The sequence below is a fragment of the Moraxella sp. CTOTU49803 genome (genome assembly GCF_032097965.1).
In the GTDB taxonomy this organism is placed as follows: domain Bacteria; phylum Pseudomonadota; class Gammaproteobacteria; order Pseudomonadales; family Moraxellaceae; genus Faucicola; species Faucicola tetraodonis.
On sequence record NZ_DAMCJP010000004.1, the window covers coordinates 73045 to 91483 of the forward strand.

The following is an 18439-nucleotide window of genomic DNA, read 5'->3' on the forward strand; positions in this document are numbered from 1 at the left end:
AATTGTTACTATAGGCGAAATTTTTTAGTGCTATTATCTTATGAAAAATATCCTTCTTGGTATCACAGGCGGTATTGCTGCCTACAAATCTGCCTCGTTTGCCCGACTATTGATTAAAAATGGCTATGACGTCCGTGTTATTATGACGGCAAGCGCGCAAGCCTTTATTACACCGTTAACGCTGCAGGCCTTGACGGGCAACCAAGTGCATATCGACTTGTTGGATGAGAGTGCTGAGCTGGGAATGGGGCATATTGAACTGGCAAAATGGGCGGATTTGTTGATTATCGCGCCTGCTACCGCGAATACGATTGCTAAATTGGCCATGGGAATAGCGGATGATTTACTCACTACCGTCTGCCTTGCCACCACGGCACCGATTTTGGTGGCACCTGCTATGAATCAGCAAATGTGGCAACATCCATCGGTCAAACTTAATTTGCAGACGTTAACCGATTATGATTATGAGATCATCCAACCAGCCAGCGGTGAACAAGCTTGTGGTGATATCGGTGAGGGAAGATTGCCAGAGCCAGAGCAGTTGCTTGAATACGTGCAATATTTCATCGCAAGACAAATCACCCCACAAGTATTGGCGGGTAAAAATGTGACAATCACCGCAGGTCCGACGATTGAAGCCATAGACCCTGTGCGCTATCTATCCAATCATTCCACGGGCAAAATGGGTTTTGCGCTGGCAAAAGCGTGCCGTAATGCAGGCGCGAGGGTAACCTTGATCGTTGGGGGTAAAGTACCGCTGCCAACGCCACTACTGGTCAATCGTATCGATGTGTTATCGGCTGAAGAAATGCTAATGACCGCTCGCCAATGCGCCAGTGACGATATATGTGAATGCCATCATGATCACGACCATGACCACCCTCATCATGACCATGCTCATCACCACCCTCATCATGACCATGATGAATTCGGCAATGATATCGAAGTCGAACCTGTCAGGACAGCGACCGATATTTTTATTGCCACAGCTGCGGTCGCTGATTATCGCACGCGTGATGTCGTGCCACAAAAGATTAAAAAAACGCAAGATCAGATGTCGCTGGATTTGGTGAAAAACCCTGATATTTTGGCGACCATTGCCGAAGAATTCCCTGAGGTTTTTGTGGTAGGATTTGCGGCAGAAACCCAAGATATCGAAAAATATGCTCGTGGCAAGCTTGACGCCAAAAACTTAGATATGATTGCTTGTAATGATGTGTCGCGCACCGATATTGGTTTTGGCAGTGATGACAATGCCATGACGGTGTTTTTTAAGGGCAAAGACGCCGCAGTCAGCCTCGAAAAAGCCAGTAAAGATAAAATTGCGGAACAATTGGTTGCCCTAATTGGGGAACATTTGCATTAACCACCCAAAAAAGCTGGGCGCAATCACACAGCTTTTTTGCATTAACTAAAGTGTGTCTTAGGTTGTTTTAGCTATCAGCCGCTAATTAGTTTGGTGCTAATGATTAATGATAGTTGCGATTTTAGCGATAGCTAGTATCTCTCATAGCCTTACGGGTGTCGGGGTAACGCTGATGGCTGCTACGGCGTCAGCGTTTATTCTACTATCCGTTGTAATTGTAAAGCTCTGTCATACAAAGCATTTTTTTTCGTTCCTGTGATATCGCTGGCGAGCTGTGCGGCTTTTTTCACCGACAAATCTTGCAATAGTCGTTTTAGCAAGTCATCGTGTTGATTATCATTATTCTGTAATTCACTTGCCCCAGCGACCACCAGTACCATTTCCCCTTTTTGCTGATTGGCATCGCTTGCAACAAACTGCTTTAGTTCACCGAGCGTTGACGGATAAATGGTTTCAAACGTTTTGGTTATCTCACGGCAAAACGTCACTTGTCGATTGTCGCCAAGCACCGTAATCATGTCATCGATACACTCAACAATACGATGGGGCGCTTCATAAAAAATCAGCGTAGCGGTTAAATCTTTGATTTTAGTCAATTCACTTTGTCGTCCTGCGGTTTTGGTAGGCAAAAAGCCATAAAAATAAAACTTGTCTGAAGGTAATCCTGCGACCGATAACGCGGCTATGGCAGCGCTGGCGCCGACAACCGGTGAGACTTTGATACCGGCTTGGTGACAGGCGCGCACCAGTCGAAAACCAGGGTCGCTAATCAGCGGGGTACCGGCATCACTGATAAGCGCGATACTTTGCCCCGACTGTAATATCTCAATCAGTTTAGGGGTCTGTACTTCGGCATTGTGGTCGTGATAAGCCCAAGTTTTGGTGGGGATGTTAAAGTGGTTGAGCAGTTTGCCCGAGGTACGGGTGTCCTCACAGGCGATGATAGCCACGGTTTTTAGGCAGTCGATGGCGTGGGCGGTGATATCGGACAAATTACCAATTGGGGTGGCGACGATATAGAGTGTGCCGTTTTGCTGCATGATTTTCTCAAATTTTGCTAAATATTGGTGCTATTATAAGGTTTTCTGCGGAAAAAAGGATTTGTCATGAAAACAATTTGCTTTGCTATTTTAAGTGTAAGTTTAATTTCAACGGCAGAGGCTTGTTTACCCTCATCCCCGGCTGATGTGTTGGTCGGAAGAATTGCCAGTATCGAAAATGGCGGTGAATTGCAACGTGAAAGCCAATCTAAGCAAGGTTTTGGCTTAAAATTCACTGATTATCACTGGGTATTTCGCACATGGCATCAACGGCTTATTTTGCCATCGGCGCAGCGTTTTGAAGGTGTTTTTGCTATTACCTCATTAAAACCCAACGATATCGTTGTGGCATTAGCGAGTTATTATGATGGGGGTAAACCGCATAATTACCGCATTGATAGTGTGGCAAAGCTGACTTGTCAAAACAACAAGCTGATTTTACAAAACCTGTTGGTGATACCGGTCAGTTGGAATCGACAGCAGAAACGATGTGGGATTGGTCAAAATTACGCAGGGATTTTGGATGGCTTTATCGACAACAACCAGGCCTATTATTTGGCAAAATTACAGCAAAAATACCCAACTTGTGCCGCTTTAGAAAAATCCTTTGCAACAGTGAAATAACGCAACAATGAAACTCACCGCCCCAAAACAGCGCCAAGGCGACTATTATGAAACTCTCGCCAAAGGCTACCTTGAAGCGCAAGGCTTAACGTTTTTTGCCAAAAACTGGCACTACAAAAACTTGGGCGAGCTTGATTTGGTGATGCTTGAGCCGACGCAAAAAACCCCATGCTTAGTCATTGTCGAAGTGCGTCAACGCACCATTTCTAGGTTGGGCAGCAACTTTGGCACAAGTTTAGACAGTATCACCCCCGCCAAACAACGTAAGATCATTAAAACCACCGCAGCTTTTTTACAAGCGCATCCGCAATTTGATAACTTTGACATTCGCTTTGATGTGGTAAGTTATGAAGGTGTTCAAGCTACAGGACAGGCTGTCATACCAATGCCTACGTGGATTAAGGACGCTTTTAGCGTAAATTAAGCATTTTGTATAACGTATAAACTTAGCAAAAATTATGCTATGCTACGCAGCAAAATAGTATAATTTTACCCCTCTTTTATTAGGTATTTCCCATGAACGCACAAGATTTAATTACTTTACTACAACCCCATTTTCCGAGTGGCAAAATCGAAGCCGCCAATCAAGGCAACAAATTTGATGTGCGCGTGGTGGATGACAGCTTTGAGGGTAAACGTCCTGTCGCGCGTCAACAAGCCGTATTGGGGTTGGTGTCTGATAAATTTGCGTCAGGTGAAATCCATGCACTGAATATCCAAGCGTTGACCTATACCCAGTGGCATGAGATGCAAGCCAAACAAGCTGCGCAATAAGCCATTTTTAGGAGAAACACATGGATAAATTTTTAATCACGGGTGGTACCCAGGTCAAAGGTGAAGTGGTCATCTCTGGCGCAAAAAATGCAGCATTGCCCTTGCTTGCGGCAATGATTTTGGCAGAAACCCCAGTCACCCTGCACAATGTACCGACACTCAAAGACGTCAATACCTTGGTCAAATTGATTGCGGGCACGGGTATCACCATTGAAAAGAACGGCGATACGGTGACTTGCGATACCAGTACCATCAATAGCTACTATGCCCCGTATGAGCTGGTCAAAACCATGCGCGCATCGATTTTGGTATTGGGGCCGCTGCTTGCGCGCTTTGGGCAGGCTGAAGTGTCGCTACCTGGTGGCTGCGCAATTGGCTCACGCCCTGTCGACCAACATCTAAAAGCCTTGGAAGCGATGGGAGCGACCATCACCGTTGAAAATGGCTATGTCAAAGCCAAAGCACCCGCGAGCGGTCGGCTAAAAGGTTGTCATTTCACCTTTGATATGGTCACGGTTGGCGGCACTGAAAATACCATCATGGCAGCGGCATTGGGGGAAGGAATCACGCACCTAGAAAACTGTGCGCGTGAACCAGAAGTAGTTGATCTGGCTAATATGCTTGTCAAAATGGGCGCAAAAATTGAAGGCATTGGCACCGCTTATATGACCATTGAAGGCGTTGACAAATTAAATGGCTGTGAGTACTCAGTAGTACCAGACCGTATCGAAACAGGCTCATATCTTGCGCTTGCCATGATGACAGGCGGGGAAGTGACTGCCAAAAAAACCGAAGCCAGTTTGATGCAATCCGTGCTTAAAAAATTTGAAGAAATGGGCGCCCAAGTCACTGTTGGCAGCGACTGGATTAATGTCAAAATGGCGGGTCGTCCAAAAGCCGTTGATATCCGTACATTACCACACCCGGCGTTCCCAACTGATATGCAAGCCCAGCTCATGACAGTTTGCTGTATTGCAGAAGGCACCAGTACCATTATTGAGAATATTTTTGAAAATCGCTACATGCATGTCCCTGAGCTGCAACGTATGGGGGCAAATATCAAAGTCGATGGCCATACTGCCGTTGTTCAAGGCGTCGATAAACTCAATGCCGCGCCTGTCATTGCAACCGATTTACGCGCATCTATGTCACTGGTAATGGCCGCGGTGGCAGCCCAAGGCGAGACCTGTATCGAGCGCATTTACCACATTGACCGTGGTTATGAGTATGTGGAAGATAAACTGCGCGGCTTGGGCGTCACCATTGAGCGGGTGAAAGGCGAATAACAGGTATAAGACAATGACACAAGCAAATGATGCCAATTATAACGGTCTTACCTTAGCGTTATCCAAAGGGCGAATCTTAAAAGATACCTTGCCCCTGCTAAAAAAGGCAGGTATCGAACTACTTGAAGACCCCGAAGAATCACGTAAACTGATTTTCCCGACCACGCATGCTGATGTGCGGATTTTGATTTTACGCGCCAGTGACGTGCCAACCTATGTGGAGCATGGGGCGGCGGATTTTGGTGTAGCGGGTAAAGATGTGCTGATGGAGCATGGCTCAAGCAATTTATATGAATTGCTTGACCTACAAATTGCCAAATGCCGTTTGATGACGGCAGGTAAAGTGGGGCTACAACTACCCAGTCGTCGTCTTCGAATTGCCACCAAATATGTCAATGTGACGCGCGCGTTTTTTGCCAGTCGCGGTGAACAAGTCGATGTGATTAAACTCTATGGTTCCATGGAACTTGCGCCCTTAGTAGGCTTGGGTGATTTGATTGTGGATGTGGTCGATACCGGTAATACCTTAAGGGCCAATGGTCTAGAGCCGCGCCAAGAGATTTGCCAAGTCTCTTCGCGTTTGATTGTCAATCAGGTCAGTTATAAACGTAAATTTGCGCTGCTTGAGCCAATCATTGAAAGTTTCAAGCAAAGCATCGCTGATAACACCCAGTAACGGTTCAAAAATCACCATGATGCAGCATCTTTTTGTGTATGGCACGTTAGCGCCCAATCGCGACAACCACACCATCATGACACCTATCAACAACGGCAGTTGGCAGCCTGCGACTATTCGTGGGCATTTGATGCCAGATGGCGGTTGGGGCTCGGCGCTAGGATTTCCTGCAGTCATCCCCGATGAACAAGGCGACATGGTAGCGGGCTTGGTGTTTTCGTCGGATGATTTGGTCAATCATTGGAAGCGGCTAGATGAGTTTGAAGGTGAAGCCTATCAGCGCATTGAAGTAACAGCCACGCTTGACAATGGTGCGAAAATCCAAACCTTTGTGTATGCACTCGACAATTTACAGCATTATTAAAGCTGGCTATGCCGATTAAAACATGGAAGATGAAAACATTGAAAATGAAAACATTGAAGATTAAAAAAAGACGTTATTAAAACGTCTTTTTTTAGCTTGGTGAATTTTAATTGGGCGAAAACTAAAAGTGGTGACGGATTGGCTCAGTTTAGCTGATTTTGATGCGTCGATTTTGATGCGCTAGCTTTGATGCGCGAATTTTGATGGGTTGGCGAATGGCTGTGCAGGCTAAAAAGCCGCTTTCATCCATGAAGAAATTTGTTATGCTATGGGTTAGTCATTTTTTATTCTTAGAGGAATACCATGCGATTGTTAAATAGCCAACAAGCGAGTTTTGAGCAGGAATTGACAGAGCTGCTTGCTTTTGAAACGGTAAATGATCCAGCGCTACTGGCTACGGTTGACGATATTATCGTACAAGTGCGTCAGGGTGGGGATGAGGTGGTGTTAAAACTGACCCAACAATTTGACAACCATCCTGCCAAAACCTTTGCTGAGCTAGAGATTTCACAAGAAAAGCTCAAACAAGCATTTGATGGATTAAACCCTACAATCAAGCAAGCGCTTGAACTGGCGGCACAGCGCGTCACATCTTTTCACGAGCGCCAACGGCAAGAAAGCTGGACGTATCAAGATGCGCTAGGTAATACGCTTGGACAACAAGTTACGCCACTCGATAAAGTGGGTATCTATGTGCCAGGTGGGCTGGCAAGTTATCCATCCAGCGTCTTGATGAATGCGTTACCCGCAAAAGTGGCAGGGGTCGGGCAAATTATCATGGTGGTGCCTGCCCCTCATGGTGAACTAAATCCCTTGGTATTGGCGGCCGCTTATTTGGCGGGTGTGGATAAAGTGTTTACCATTGGGGGCGCGCAAGCGGTGGCAGCGTTGGCTTACGGCACTAACACCATCCCGCAAGTTGATAAAATCACAGGACCTGGCAACAAATACGTGGCAGCCGCCAAACGCGCCGTGTTTGGGCAAGTGGGCATTGACATGATTGCTGGTCCCTCGGAAGTACTGGTATATGCCGAAGGTGTGGCCAATGATAAAGCCGACTGGTTAGCCATGGATTTATTGTCGCAAGCGGAGCATGACACTGTCGCGCAAGCGATTTTTGTCACCCCATCTGAGCCATTACTCAAAAAAGTTGCGCAGGAAATCGAAAAAGCCTTAGCAGATTTGCCAAAAGCTGACATTGCTAAAGCGGCGATTGCCAACCGTGGCGCGCTGATTTTGGTGAAAGACCGCGCAGAAGGTATTGAGGTGATTAACCGCATTGCCCCGGAGCATTTGGAATTGTCGGTAGATGACCCAGAGGCGATGGTCAAAGATGTCCGCCATGCGGGCGCTATCTTTATGGGTCGCTATACCCCTGAAGCCATTGGCGATTATTGCGCTGGCCCTAATCACGTGTTGCCAACGTCAGGTACCGCACGTTTTAGTTCACCGCTCGGCGTGTATGATTTTCAAAAGAAATCTTCGATTATTTATTGTAGCGAGCAAGGTAGCCAAACGTTGGCAAAAACTGCCGATATATTGGCGGTGGAAGAAAATTTGGATGCCCACGCGCGTTCAGCCCGTTACCGTGTAAAATAGGTTCAAACGCGCCTGTGATAATTCAACAGCTTATGGCAATTCAACAGTGCATTTAACTCATTTAACTCATTTTAACGGGGAAGTTAACGCTGTTTTGTCAATACATCGAGGCGTAGCTGTTCTTCAGGCGTAAACATCGTCTGCTGTAAAGCCACAATTTGTTGCTGTGCTTGCGGCACATTACCCAATTTGCCCAGTATTTGGTTAGACTGTGTCTGATAAGTTGCCACACGCTGCGCAAATTGCGCTTCAGATTGGTCAAGCTGCTCAAGCCGTTTGACCGCTTCAGGGGAGACATATTGACTACGCATGGCATTGATTTGGCTTTGCGTTGCCCCTTGCTGCTGCATTTGCTGCGTTTGCGCTAATAACTTGTCAATATTGCGCTGCTGGGTTAGCTTTGTCTGTAGATTTGGGTCTTTAACGCTGGCGATATAGGCAGTTTGCGCCTTATCAATGATGGCTTGGCGCTGGTCATTGCTCAGTTGCGCGTTTTGGTTGGCTTCGACGACCGTCATGTTGTAGTCATTGAGGGCTTGTTCATCCCCAAAAAAAGCTTCGCGGGTTTTGGCGTCAAAATAGCGGGCTTGCAGCTGTTGTACTGCGCGTAATTGGTTCTTAATGGCAGATAAATCTAATGCACTGACGTTGGGATTGGGATGTGCTTTAGGCTTATCTAGCTGGCTGACAGCGGTCAAATAGGTTAGATAATTTTGAAAAATCTGAACCGCTTGGCTTGCGGCAGGCTCAGGCGTATGTTCACGAATATAGGCAATCACCCGTTGTTCAATCTGGGTTAAGGGCTCTTCCCCTTGTGCGGACAAAAAATAATCAAACAGTCGGCGCAAACCCGCGGTCACCACCAATTGCTTATTCTCATCGATAATAATTTCGCCATCGACTTGGGTGCCTTGTAGTGATTTGGGCAGTGATGTGGCCAGTGATATGGGCAAGGGGTTAGCGTTCGCGCTGACGGAGGATGCATTGACTAGCGTTACGGTTTGATTGGATGGCAATATACCAGATGGCATCGTACTAGCGGCATCATTTTGCAAAGGATTGGCTGTTTTGACAGCGTCCTTAGGTTTTAACCACAGTATGCAGGCTATCAATAATGCGATGATACCACTGGCCAATATTATTATTAGCCAGTTTATCGATCGTTGGTTTGTGTTAGGATTGTTTGATGGAACCATAGGCATAAGCTTACAACGATTGACCTTTTAAGCGATTGACTTGGTTGCGATAGACAGTCAATGGATTGGTGTCTAGCAAACTGACAATGCCAAATACCTGATTGACTGAATCCATATGATTCATTTTATAGTTATCACGAATCACTTCACCCAGACGACTTGAACAGGGTGAGACAAGCCCATCATTGGCTTCGCCATTGAAGGATAAACCCGTCAACCCCAACACCGTATCAGACGGATCGACAAGCATGGTCATAGTTTGGGCACCACTAAGTGAGTAGTAACGTACATTATTGACCACCGTGTTTTTTGGGTATCCACAATAACTGGTCGGCATGGCTGCAGGGAATTTTTGGTTAAATTTGGCTGCGTAATTGGTGGTGAGTGAATTGACGGCTGCCCAACCATCTTGCTGCTGCAGTTGATTGAGTGGCACGCCAGATCCGATGTCCATCACACCGCCCACCAATTCAAAAAACTTGATTGCCATTAAAGAGGCGGTATTAAATTCGCCAGCCGGTAAGCCATCAGCCGCGCTGCCTTCAGTCACCATTTTGACCGTCCAATCCGCCATTTTTGAGCCTTGCTCAGGGCTGGAAATCGCCGTCACAGATGAGACTAGCGATGGCGCAACCCCCGCCACATAGCGAATATCAATCCCACCTTGGCTATGACCGATTAAGTTAACCTTCGGGCTGCCGGTGATGGCAATGATGGTTTTGATTTGTTGGAGTAGCTGCTCACCGCGCACTTCGGTGTCATTGACACTTGATGTCTTGGTCACATACACACTGGCGCCATTTTTGGTGAGATCTTGAGGGATGCCATTAAAATAATCGACCAAACCAAACATTTTGCTCCAGCCACCAAGCCCATGAGCAAGCACGATAGGGTATTTGGTTTTTGCATAATCTGAGGTGGCGGTGAGGGTGGTGACTGCGACACAGCCAGTGGCATTGGCACAGTTGTAATAACTTGAGGCATAAGAAGACGCAGAAAATGCGATGGAAGAAAAAAGCAATCCTTTGGCGGCACGGCGCATAAAGCGATGATTTGACATATACTGATCCTTGTAAAGTCATAATGAAGTTTCGCTGTCCTATGGATTAATTTAACCTAAATCAAGAATTTGTGAATCAAATGAAATGACTGGTCAGTATATTTTTTGGCAAAGTCAGTTGATTCAGTATGTAGATAGGGTTAAAGATCAAGTGATGTATTGGCACAATTGGCGTGCCATCTACAAAAGCAGACACAAATTGTCATTGATTTTCTGCTAAGATTTGCTAAGGTAACGGCTGATTTTTCGTTTTTGCTGTTTATTGATTTTTTGCCCCTCATTACAAGAGAATAACTGACCCACTATGTTAGAACTACTATCTGACCCGTCAGCGTGGCTAAGCCTTGCGACGCTTGTCATTCTTGAGATTGTTTTAGGTATTGATAATCTTGTCTTTATTGCCATCTTAGCCAATAAACTCCCGCCGCATCAGCGCGCTAAAGCCCGTAATCTAGGTCTAGGTCTAGCACTACTCATGCGATTGGTGCTCTTATCCATGATTTCATGGCTCATTACCTTAACCGATCCTGTGCTCACCTTGGGAAGTTTTGATTTATCGGTTCGCGATATTATTTTATTGGTAGGCGGGGTTTTCTTGCTGTTTAAAGCAACGACAGAGCTGCATGAGCGGCTGGAAGGAAAACCTGAGCATACCAACCAAAGCAAAGTGCAAGCTGGGTTTATGGCGGTTGTTGCACAGATTGTGATTTTAGATGCGGTGTTCTCGTTTGATGCGGTGATTACCGCTGTAGGCATGGCAAAACACCTTGAAATCATGATGGCGGCAGTAATCATTGCCATGGCATTGATGGTGGCTGCGTCTAAAGCGCTCACAGAGTTTGTCGGTCGTCATCCAACCGTGGTGATTTTATGCTTAAGTTTCTTACTGATGATTGGCTTTAGTTTAATTGTCGAAGGACTAGGCTTTCATATGCCAAAAGGTTACTTGTATGCGGCGATTGCGTTCTCAATTTTAATTGAAGCGTTTAACCAAGTAGCCAAACGCAATAAAACCAAATATGAAAATCAAATTCCGATTCGTGACCGTACCGCGGATGCGATTTTACGTTTAATGGGTGGTAAAACCGAAGAAGCGGTTACCCCAGAGAATAATTCAGAGCATTTTGATTTTGATAGTATGCCTTTTGCGCAAGAAGAGCGTTATATGATTAGTGGCGTATTAGCGCTCAATGAGCGCGATGTACATACCATCATGACGCCGCGCAATGATATCTCTTGGGTCAATATCAACGGTAGCCGCGAAGAAATGCGCGCGCAATTGCTTGATACGCCGCATAGTTTGTTCCCTGTGTGCCGAGATACCATTGATAAAGTGCTTGGGGTAGTACGCGCCAAAGACTTTTTGGATTTGCTCGATAACAATGTCGCAGATATTGAAACCGCCATTAAACCCTTACTTAACAAGCAGCAGCCTGTGTTTGTGTCAGAGAGCATTGACAATCTAAAACTGCTCAATATGCTCAAAAAAGCCAAAGGTAATTTGGCAATGGTGATTGATGAATACGGTCAAGTCGCAGGATTAGTGACACCGCTTGATGTGCTAGAGGCGATTGCAGGTGAGTTCCCTGATGAAGATGAAACCTTAGAAATTATCCCCTATGACGATTATTGGATTGTGAATGGCACAGCAAGTTTGCACCAACTACGTTTGGAGCTTGACGATCCAGATTTTCTACTCGATGCCGATCAGTTCACCATTGGCGGGTATTTGATTTCGCAGCTGACCGATGCCCCAAAAGTCAATCAAACCATTGATATCGGTGCCTATAAGTTTACCATTCTAGAAACTTCAACATCGCGCATTTTGAAATTAAAAGTTGAACGTGAAGCCCCGATGGTGGCAACGGTTTAAATCACTGATTGGGTATAAAAGAAGGGGTAATTAACCCCTTTTTTTTGTATGACTTTTTTAGGGATATAACAATTAAGGAATTTGCTTAATTGTCAAGGTGATAGTAGGCAGTTTGCTGGTTGACGTGGCAGTAGATTGACTGGACACAGGCGTGGATGATAGCGCAGTCAAGGTAATATCCATATTGGCAAAACGCTGTGTTTGACGCAAGTCTCCGCGCAAATCCCCAATCGATAGGTTGAGGGTTTGTGGGCGAGAGGCGGTAGTCATAGCCGTGACCGCTACTGTGGCATTACCTGCCCAAATACACTGTACGCCTGTGGCACAGCGGCTATCATTGAGCACTTTATCAAAAGTCAGATTTAGCTGGTGTTCTTTAACAAAGATGTTTTGACCCAGTGCAAGCGTGACCGTGCGAGTGGCATTGGCTGGCTGGTTGACTGTTGAAGGCATTGGCTTGGCGGGCAACGTAGGCGCAGTCATACAGGCGGTTAATACGCCCGTAGTGAGTAAGGCGATACTTGTGGTTTGAATGATTTTTTTCATGGGTGATTTCCTTTTTTTCTTAACGGTTAATTTTAAGTTTTGGTTTTTATTTCTAGTTATTAGTGTTATTTTTGGCGGCAAAAAAACGCTGTAGTCCCGCCAATACCAAGTCTTGCCGAATTTCCACGCTGGCTGATAGGTGCGGCTCAAAAGTATGGGCATCACCGCCTGTCATGGTGATTTCAAATTGTGGGTAGCGATGAATGGTTTCATTGATGGCCCCAACAATGGATAACATAATACCATGATGCACCGCGTCTTGGGTATTGGTGCCTGAATCTATACTATCAAAAGTGCCATCAATAATACTAATCTGGCGCGTTCCTGAGAATAGCGACTCGCGCTGCAAATAGATACTGGGGAAAATATAGCCCCCCAAGTGATGACCCTGATCGACCAAATCAATGGTAACGGCAGTGCCGCAGCCAATCACGCATTGTTTTTTGCTAGGCTCGATGATACCGAGCATTTGTAGCCAGCGGTCAACGCCAAGTTGGGCGGGATTATAATCGCTCGACATCAGCGCGTGCTTGGCATGGACTTGGGCAAATTCAAACGGTTTTTGCAATCGCTCTAGGCTTTCTGCGACGTGATTATTGACGGCTTGTCCGAGTACGGATGACACCCCGATAAAGTCAGGATTGAGTCGTTCAAGCCGAAAGGTCAACCCTTTGAGCAATTCGGCAGGCGCTTGCAAATGCTGCTCAGCCGCATGATCGAGCACTTGACCCTTATCGTCCGTGAGCCAATATTTTAAGCGGGTATTACCCAAGTCTAGCCAAAGTTTTGTCATAAATAATAGCCTTTGAATGGGATGCTTTATTTGTGTCTATTTGTCTGCAACGATGAAATGGCTGAATCCAAAACTTGAATGGTGCCTGTCCAAATCGTTTGTGTGCTGCCATCTGCTTGCTCAATCAATAGACAGCCTTGCGCATCGATACCGGCTGCAATGCCTGTTATTGATTGCTCAGATAAGGCATTATGAATTTGCAAATGCTTGTTTTTTAATACGTCTTTTTGGGCAAAATCATGGATAAATTGCTCGCTCGCTTCAGTCGCTTGCAGCTGATTAAATTGCCCAATCGCATTAGCTATGGCATCGCTAATGGGCTGATAAAACTCACTGGGTTGTAAGCGCTGCGTTGTCAAGTCTTGCAGGCTTACCGCTTGGTAGTTTAAGCCTTCTTGGGTTTGCTGGGTCAGCACAGGGGCATGGGCAATATTGACCCCCACACCGACAACGACCCCTAGCATGTGACCTGCGACATTGACCGGCTCTATCAAAATACCTGAGAGTTTTTGAAATTGGTCAGGTAGGTTGTCTTGTGGTTGATAAAAACCCACATCGTTCACCCATTTGACGCCAATGGTGGGCAAATGCTTTGCCAGTCTTGTTTGGTTGATGGCTTCTATGATAGGGATTTGACTGAGCTGATAACCCACGCACAGTGACAAGCGACCATCTAATCGATAAGATAAGCAAAGATTTTGCTGCCAAGCATAGGCTTGTGTCGGCACATACAGCGATAAATAAACATTGCCTAGCGGTGATTGCCATGTTCTGCCATGTTGACCACGTCCGCCTGATTGGGTATCGGCAGTGAGTAAATGGGGGCGGCTAAAATGCGGTCGGTTATGGTCGGTAGGCGACTGCGCTTGATAGCTGAGCACCATCCACTCAATCAGCTGGCTGTTGGTTGAGTGGGTGCTGGCTAAGTGGGTATGGCAAAGCGAATCAATTTTCATGGCGATGGGTACATAGGGTGGGTTTTATAAGCTTAGGTACAATGTTACAAACGACAAAATAAAGTTTGCTATACTAACGCTATTTTTAATCAAAGGAAATGCAAAAAATGATGTATCTGTGGTTTTTGCTGGCGGGGGCGTTTGCTGGCACTTGTGCGGGTCTGTTTGGTGTCGGTGGCGGATTGATTATCGTACCTGTGCTGATGGCGATTTTTAAAGCGTATGGCTATCCAAGCGATGTTATTACCCATTTGGCGGTAGGGACATCGCTTGCCACGATTGTGGTGACATCCATAAGCTCCATACAATCGCACAATAAGCGCGGTGGCGTGCGCTGGGATGTATGGCGCAATATGTCAATTGGCTTGGTGGTGGGTAGTTTCGTTGGTGCTTATATCGCAGATTTATTGCATGGTAAGGTATTGGCGTTTTTGATTGCTGGTATGGCGCTGTTTATGGGGCTAAAAATGCTTTTGGCTAAAAAATCGGAAGTTATCGCAACTACTCACTTGCCATCCGCTGCTGTGCAAACAGGGGTTGGGGGCTTGATTGGCGCAGCATCGGCGATTTTTGGTATTGGCGGTGGCAGTTTTACCGTGCCGTTTTTGAGCCGTTTTGGTTTGACCATGCAACAAGCGGTGGGTACGTCAGCAGCCTGTGGCTTACCGATTGCCATTGCAGGTGCGCTCGGGTTTATGTTTTTTGGTAAAGACGTGCAAGGCTTGCCCGCTGAGGCGATTGGCTTTGTGCATATCACCGCGTTTTTGTGTATTTCAGTGATGAGTTATTTATTTGCCAAGGTGGGGGCAAAATTGGCGCACCAATTGCCTGCCAACACTTTAAAGCGCATGTTCGGTGGTCTGCTGCTGATTGTGGGTGCAAAAATGATGCTGGGCGCGCTTGGGATTAATTTATGGTAAAAATAAACATGGGTTTTGTGTCATGTCATGAGAATGAATTTTATAATCCATTCTCAATCATATGCCCCATACGCTCTTTCTTAGTGTTGAGGTAGGCCTCATTGTGGGGATTGACACCCACCAACAGCGGCACGCGTGCTACTACCTCAATACCAATCTCATTGAGATAGTCAATTTTGTTGGGGTTGTTGGTTATCAGCTTTACCTTATCCACACCGACATGCTCAAGCATCGGCTTGCACATCTCATAGGTGCGAGCATCGGCAGGTAAATCGAGCAGCAAATTGGCATCAAGCGTATCATGTCCTTGGTCTTGCAATGCGTAAGCTCGGATTTTGTTGGTCAGTCCAATCCCACGCCCTTCTTGGCGCAAATATAAAATCGCCCCGCAGCCGCCATTTTTAGCATAAGCTTGAATCATCTGCATGGTGGCATTGAGCTGAGGCCCGCAGTCGCATTTAAGCGAACTAAAGGCATCCCCTGTCAAACATTCGCTATGAATGCGTACCAATGGGATTTTGGATTTATCAGCCGTGGGCAAGCCAACCGTCAGCATGACGTGTTCATGTTTGCGATTGCCAAGCGCATCGCGTGCCGTGTCGTCCGTATCTTCAAACACATGAATGTCAAATAACCCATGCGCTGTTGGTAAGGTTGCTTGCGTGATAAATTGATACGACACCCACTACTCCAAAAAAATGTCCAAAAAAATGACCCACTGACCCAAACAACTGAACCAAGTCGGTAAACCCAAAAATAAAAGTGCCCTTTACATGAAGGCATTGATTAAAATATCAAGAAGGATAGCGTCATTACGCATCTTATCAATAAGCCGCAAGCTAGGTTGGCATGCTATCTGAGGTAACTTTTTTGTCAAAATTTATCAAAAATTCAAGGCGCTAAGCTAAACTTTATAGAAGCTATAAGATACAATCTAAAATAGCGAGGTTTGATGTTTAATCAACAAAAAAATGCTATTATGCCACATTCATGCGCCACATTGGCAATTCAAAGCTGGTAATGCTAGCTTAGTCACCTCGATTTTCAAGCGCCCAACGCTTTGGCAGTCTGTCAACTTTGTGCCCGTATCTTGTGCCAATTTTGTGCCAACAATAAGGTGTTAATAGTCATTGTGCGTTTTACCATTTATTTTTTTCACCTGTGTCAACAGGGCTCATCGAGTGCCTGTAAGCAATGAAAAGTGTCAGCCAAGATATGTCAAAAACTAAAATAGCTAACCAAAAATACCCATTAAAAACCTTTGATACCATCCCTATGCTAAAGCCGCATACGCCGCTGCTCGATGGGGTGGACAGCCCTGCTGACCTAAAAAAATTCAGTACCGCGCAATTGCAGCAATTAGCCGATGAACTGCGCGAGTTTTTGCTGTATGCAACGGGCGTCAGCGGCGGGCATTTTGGTTCTAACCTTGGCGTCGTTGAGCTTACCATTGCACTGCATTATGTCTTTAATTCACCCAAAGACCAAATTGTCTGGGACGTAGGTCACCAAGCCTATCCCCACAAAATTTTAACGGGTCGCCGTGACAAGCTTACCACCATTCGTAGCCAACATGGGCTGACTGCTTTCCCTGAGCGTCATGAGTCTGAGTATGATACCTTTGGCGTTGGGCATTCATCGACGGCGATTTCTGCAGGACTAGGCATGTCGCTTGCTATGCGCTATTTAGGCAAAAATGACAAAGTAGTTAGCATCGTCGGTGATGGTGCTATGACAGGTGGCATGGCGTTTGAAGCGATGAATGACGCGGTGCAGCAAAATGCCGATTTGATTGTGGTGCTCAACGATAATGACATGTCAATCTCACAGGCAACGGGCGGATTTTCTAAACATTTAGCCACCCTTTGGCAGCGTGGTTTGGCAGTCGATATCGATAAAAATGGTGATGCGATTTTTACCAAGCGCGTCATCTCCAGTGAAGACCGCCGTATTCGTCATTATTTGCACATGGCGAATGAAGCTTTAGATGACTGGACATCGCGCCTGCCCAATAAAATTGTCGAAAAATTGGCAGAAAAAGGTATTCCTAAACCCTCTCAGTTAGAGACATTACCTGAGAAAATCGCCAATAAACTTATTGATGAAGTGTTCCCTGAAAACTTGTTTAAAGCCATCGGTTTTCAGTATTTTGGACCGTTTGATGGGCATGATGTTGCCAAATTGACTCAAATATTTGAACGGGTCAAGCAGTTACAAGGGGCGGTACTCGTCCATGTACATACGGTCAAAGGTAAAGGCTTTTTACCGGCAGAATGTGACCCGATTACTTATCATGCCATTACCAAACTTAAGAAAATCAACCCAGCGCAAGAAAAATCTGTGCCAGTTGACAGCCAAAAGCCGGCACCCACCCCCGCCAAAAAATACTCGCAAGTGTTTGGCGAGTTTATCTGCGATAAAGCCGCCACTGACAAACAACTGATGGCGATTACCCCTGCGATGGCTGAAGGCTCAGGCATGACCGAATTTGCCAAGCGCTTTGCTAGCCAGTTCTTTGATGTGGCGATTGCCGAGCAACATGCAGTGACCCTAGCGGGTGGTATGGCAACCCAAGGCGTCAAACCAATTGTCGCGATTTACTCCACATTTTTACAACGTGGCTATGACCAACTGATTCACGATGTGGCTTTGCAAAATCTCAACGTGATGTTCGCCATTGACCGTGCAGGCTTGGTCGGTGAAGACGGTGCGACCCATGCGGGGGTATTTGATATCGCCTTTATGCGAACTGTGCCCAATATGGTGATTGCTTGTCCCAAAGATGAGAATGAGTGCTATAACTTACTTAATACCTGTTATGAGCATATTGGACCCGCTGCGGTGCGTTATCCACGCGGTAATGGCATTGGCGCAGAAATTGATAAAAACCAAGCGATGTATCCAATCGGTAAGGCAGCGCTTGAGCAGACTATCGAAGCCACTGCAGCAGATACGAGCAACGTGGCGAAAAAAGTTGCGGTGCTTGCTTTTGGTACCATGGTAAAGACGGCGGTCACGGCGTGTCAAAACTTAGCCGAAACTTACCCAACAACGACGTTTTTTGTTTATAATATGCGGTTTGTTAAACCGTTAGACAGCGAATTACTGGATACTCTATTGGCGCAAAACTGCTCCATTGTTACCCTTGAAGAACACCAAGTCATGGGCGGTGCCGGTAGTGCGGTCAATGAATACCTAGTTGCCCAAGCAGCAAAAACAAGCCAAGCCTTGCCAACGCTAATCAACATCGGTATCCCCGATAAATATATCGCGCATGGCAGCCCTGAGCAGCAATTAGCCGATTGTGAGCTAGATGTCGCGGGTGTGGTCAAACAGATGCAAACGATTTTGTCATAAATTTTAGAT

At 46.1% G+C, this 18439-nt stretch carries 18 protein-coding genes; 11 read left to right on the top strand and 7 right to left on the bottom strand.

The features are described 5' to 3' along the window. Positions 1-40 precede the first annotated feature (40 nt). Complete coding sequence (coaBC, locus tag RT422_RS06675; protein WP_313421711.1) at positions 41-1366, top strand: bifunctional phosphopantothenoylcysteine decarboxylase/phosphopantothenate--cysteine ligase CoaBC; 1326 nt, start codon at positions 41-43, stop codon at positions 1364-1366. 194 nt (positions 1367-1560) lie between these two features. On the opposite strand, the gene rsmI is transcribed toward coaBC, so the two are convergent. After that, on the bottom strand, positions 1561-2406 hold the full coding sequence (gene rsmI / locus RT422_RS06680; protein ID WP_313421712.1) for a 16S rRNA (cytidine(1402)-2'-O)-methyltransferase: 846 nt from the start codon (positions 2404-2406) through the stop codon (positions 1561-1563). Between the two features lie 66 nt (positions 2407-2472). Between rsmI and RT422_RS06685 the strand changes: the two genes are divergently transcribed. From RT422_RS06685 to hisD, 7 genes are all read left to right on the top strand, one after another. Then, positions 2473-3030 (top strand): hypothetical protein, encoded by a 558-nt coding sequence (locus RT422_RS06685; protein WP_313421713.1) that lies wholly within the window; start codon positions 2473-2475, stop codon positions 3028-3030. Between the two features lie 7 nt (positions 3031-3037). Continuing rightward, positions 3038-3454, top strand: coding sequence for a YraN family protein (locus RT422_RS06690; RefSeq protein WP_313421714.1), 417 nt, complete (start codon positions 3038-3040; stop codon positions 3452-3454). 92 nt (positions 3455-3546) lie between these two features. Further along, positions 3547-3804: a BolA/IbaG family iron-sulfur metabolism protein gene (locus RT422_RS06695; protein ID WP_313421715.1), complete on the top strand. Its 258-nt coding sequence runs from the start codon at positions 3547-3549 to the stop codon at positions 3802-3804. A 20-nt stretch (positions 3805-3824) separates the two neighbouring features. Further along, complete coding sequence (gene murA, locus RT422_RS06700; RefSeq protein WP_312535088.1) at positions 3825-5090, top strand: UDP-N-acetylglucosamine 1-carboxyvinyltransferase; 1266 nt, start codon at positions 3825-3827, stop codon at positions 5088-5090. Positions 5091-5103: 13 nt separating this feature from the next. Continuing rightward, a complete protein-coding gene (hisG, locus tag RT422_RS06705) occupies positions 5104-5766 on the top strand; it encodes an ATP phosphoribosyltransferase (protein WP_007115580.1) in 663 nt (220 codons plus the stop codon). Between the two features lie 16 nt (positions 5767-5782). Then, complete coding sequence (locus tag RT422_RS06710; protein ID WP_313421717.1) at positions 5783-6130, top strand: gamma-glutamylcyclotransferase family protein; 348 nt, start codon at positions 5783-5785, stop codon at positions 6128-6130. Between the two features lie 303 nt (positions 6131-6433). Continuing rightward, positions 6434-7729: a histidinol dehydrogenase gene (gene hisD, locus RT422_RS06715; RefSeq protein WP_313421719.1), complete on the top strand. Its 1296-nt coding sequence runs from the start codon at positions 6434-6436 to the stop codon at positions 7727-7729. 83 nt (positions 7730-7812) lie between these two features. On the opposite strand, the gene RT422_RS06720 is transcribed toward hisD, so the two are convergent. Beyond that, positions 7813-8931: a lipase secretion chaperone gene (locus RT422_RS06720; RefSeq protein WP_313421721.1), complete on the bottom strand. Its 1119-nt coding sequence runs from the start codon at positions 8929-8931 to the stop codon at positions 7813-7815. A gap of 4 nt (positions 8932-8935) precedes the next feature. Next, positions 8936-9985: a triacylglycerol lipase gene (locus tag RT422_RS06725; protein WP_313421722.1), complete on the bottom strand. Its 1050-nt coding sequence runs from the start codon at positions 9983-9985 to the stop codon at positions 8936-8938. 304 nt (positions 9986-10289) lie between these two features. Here RT422_RS06725 and RT422_RS06730 point away from each other — a divergent pair, with 304 nt between their 5' ends. After that, on the top strand, positions 10290-11858 hold the full coding sequence (locus RT422_RS06730; RefSeq protein ID WP_313421723.1) for a TerC family protein: 1569 nt from the start codon (positions 10290-10292) through the stop codon (positions 11856-11858). Between the two features lie 72 nt (positions 11859-11930). Here the strand turns inward: RT422_RS06730 and RT422_RS06735 are convergent, their stop codons facing one another. From RT422_RS06735 to RT422_RS06745, 3 genes are read right to left on the bottom strand one after another with little or no spacing between them, the layout of a single operon-like run. Next, positions 11931-12404, bottom strand: a complete 474-nt coding sequence (locus tag RT422_RS06735) for a hypothetical protein (protein WP_313421724.1) — start codon at positions 12402-12404, stop codon at positions 11931-11933. A gap of 52 nt (positions 12405-12456) precedes the next feature. Further along, the gene (locus RT422_RS06740) at positions 12457-13197 is read right to left on the bottom strand and encodes a pantothenate kinase (protein WP_313421725.1); all 741 of its coding nucleotides are present in this window, start codon (positions 13195-13197) and stop codon (positions 12457-12459) included. A gap of 26 nt (positions 13198-13223) precedes the next feature. Then, positions 13224-14153, bottom strand: coding sequence for a biotin--[acetyl-CoA-carboxylase] ligase (locus tag RT422_RS06745; RefSeq protein ID WP_313421726.1), 930 nt, complete (start codon positions 14151-14153; stop codon positions 13224-13226). Between the two features lie 107 nt (positions 14154-14260). On the opposite strand from RT422_RS06745, the gene RT422_RS06750 reads away from it, so the two are divergent. Continuing rightward, entirely contained in the window at positions 14261-15073 is an 813-nt protein-coding gene (locus RT422_RS06750) for a sulfite exporter TauE/SafE family protein (RefSeq protein ID WP_313421773.1), read from the top strand. A gap of 40 nt (positions 15074-15113) precedes the next feature. On the opposite strand, the gene ribA is transcribed toward RT422_RS06750, so the two are convergent. After that, positions 15114-15755: a GTP cyclohydrolase II gene (gene ribA / locus RT422_RS06755; RefSeq protein ID WP_313421728.1), complete on the bottom strand. Its 642-nt coding sequence runs from the start codon at positions 15753-15755 to the stop codon at positions 15114-15116. Positions 15756-16288: 533 nt separating this feature from the next. Here ribA and RT422_RS06760 point away from each other — a divergent pair. Continuing rightward, a complete protein-coding gene (locus RT422_RS06760; protein ID WP_313421729.1) occupies positions 16289-18430 on the top strand; it encodes a 1-deoxy-D-xylulose-5-phosphate synthase in 2142 nt (713 codons plus the stop codon). Positions 18431-18439 lie beyond the last annotated feature (9 nt).

Bases quoted from the DNA above. Each gene is read 5' to 3' on its own strand.
- hisD (WP_313421719.1), top strand. From the start codon at position 6,434: ATGCGATTGTTAAATAGCCAACAAGCGAGTTTTGAGCAGGAATTGACA.
- RT422_RS06695 (WP_313421715.1), top strand. From the start codon at position 3,547: ATGAACGCACAAGATTTAATTACTTTACTACAACCCCATTTTCCGAGT.
- RT422_RS06735 (WP_313421724.1), bottom strand. From the start codon at position 12,404: ATGAAAAAAATCATTCAAACCACAAGTATCGCCTTACTCACTACGGGC.
- RT422_RS06745 (WP_313421726.1), bottom strand. From the start codon at position 14,153: ATGAAAATTGATTCGCTTTGCCATACCCACTTAGCCAGCACCCACTCA.
- RT422_RS06690 (WP_313421714.1), top strand. From the start codon at position 3,038: ATGAAACTCACCGCCCCAAAACAGCGCCAAGGCGACTATTATGAAACT.
- RT422_RS06720 (WP_313421721.1), bottom strand. From the start codon at position 8,931: ATGCCTATGGTTCCATCAAACAATCCTAACACAAACCAACGATCGATA.
- RT422_RS06730 (WP_313421723.1), top strand. From the start codon at position 10,290: ATGTTAGAACTACTATCTGACCCGTCAGCGTGGCTAAGCCTTGCGACG.
- RT422_RS06750 (WP_313421773.1), top strand. From the start codon at position 14,261: ATGATGTATCTGTGGTTTTTGCTGGCGGGGGCGTTTGCTGGCACTTGT.
- rsmI (WP_313421712.1), bottom strand. From the start codon at position 2,406: ATGCAGCAAAACGGCACACTCTATATCGTCGCCACCCCAATTGGTAAT.
- RT422_RS06710 (WP_313421717.1), top strand. From the start codon at position 5,783: ATGATGCAGCATCTTTTTGTGTATGGCACGTTAGCGCCCAATCGCGAC.
- murA (WP_312535088.1), top strand. From the start codon at position 3,825: ATGGATAAATTTTTAATCACGGGTGGTACCCAGGTCAAAGGTGAAGTG.
- coaBC (WP_313421711.1), top strand. From the start codon at position 41: ATGAAAAATATCCTTCTTGGTATCACAGGCGGTATTGCTGCCTACAAA.
- hisG (WP_007115580.1), top strand. From the start codon at position 5,104: ATGACACAAGCAAATGATGCCAATTATAACGGTCTTACCTTAGCGTTA.
- RT422_RS06725 (WP_313421722.1), bottom strand. From the start codon at position 9,985: ATGTCAAATCATCGCTTTATGCGCCGTGCCGCCAAAGGATTGCTTTTT.
- RT422_RS06740 (WP_313421725.1), bottom strand. From the start codon at position 13,197: ATGACAAAACTTTGGCTAGACTTGGGTAATACCCGCTTAAAATATTGG.
- RT422_RS06760 (WP_313421729.1), top strand. From the start codon at position 16,289: ATGTCAAAAACTAAAATAGCTAACCAAAAATACCCATTAAAAACCTTT.
- RT422_RS06685 (WP_313421713.1), top strand. From the start codon at position 2,473: ATGAAAACAATTTGCTTTGCTATTTTAAGTGTAAGTTTAATTTCAACG.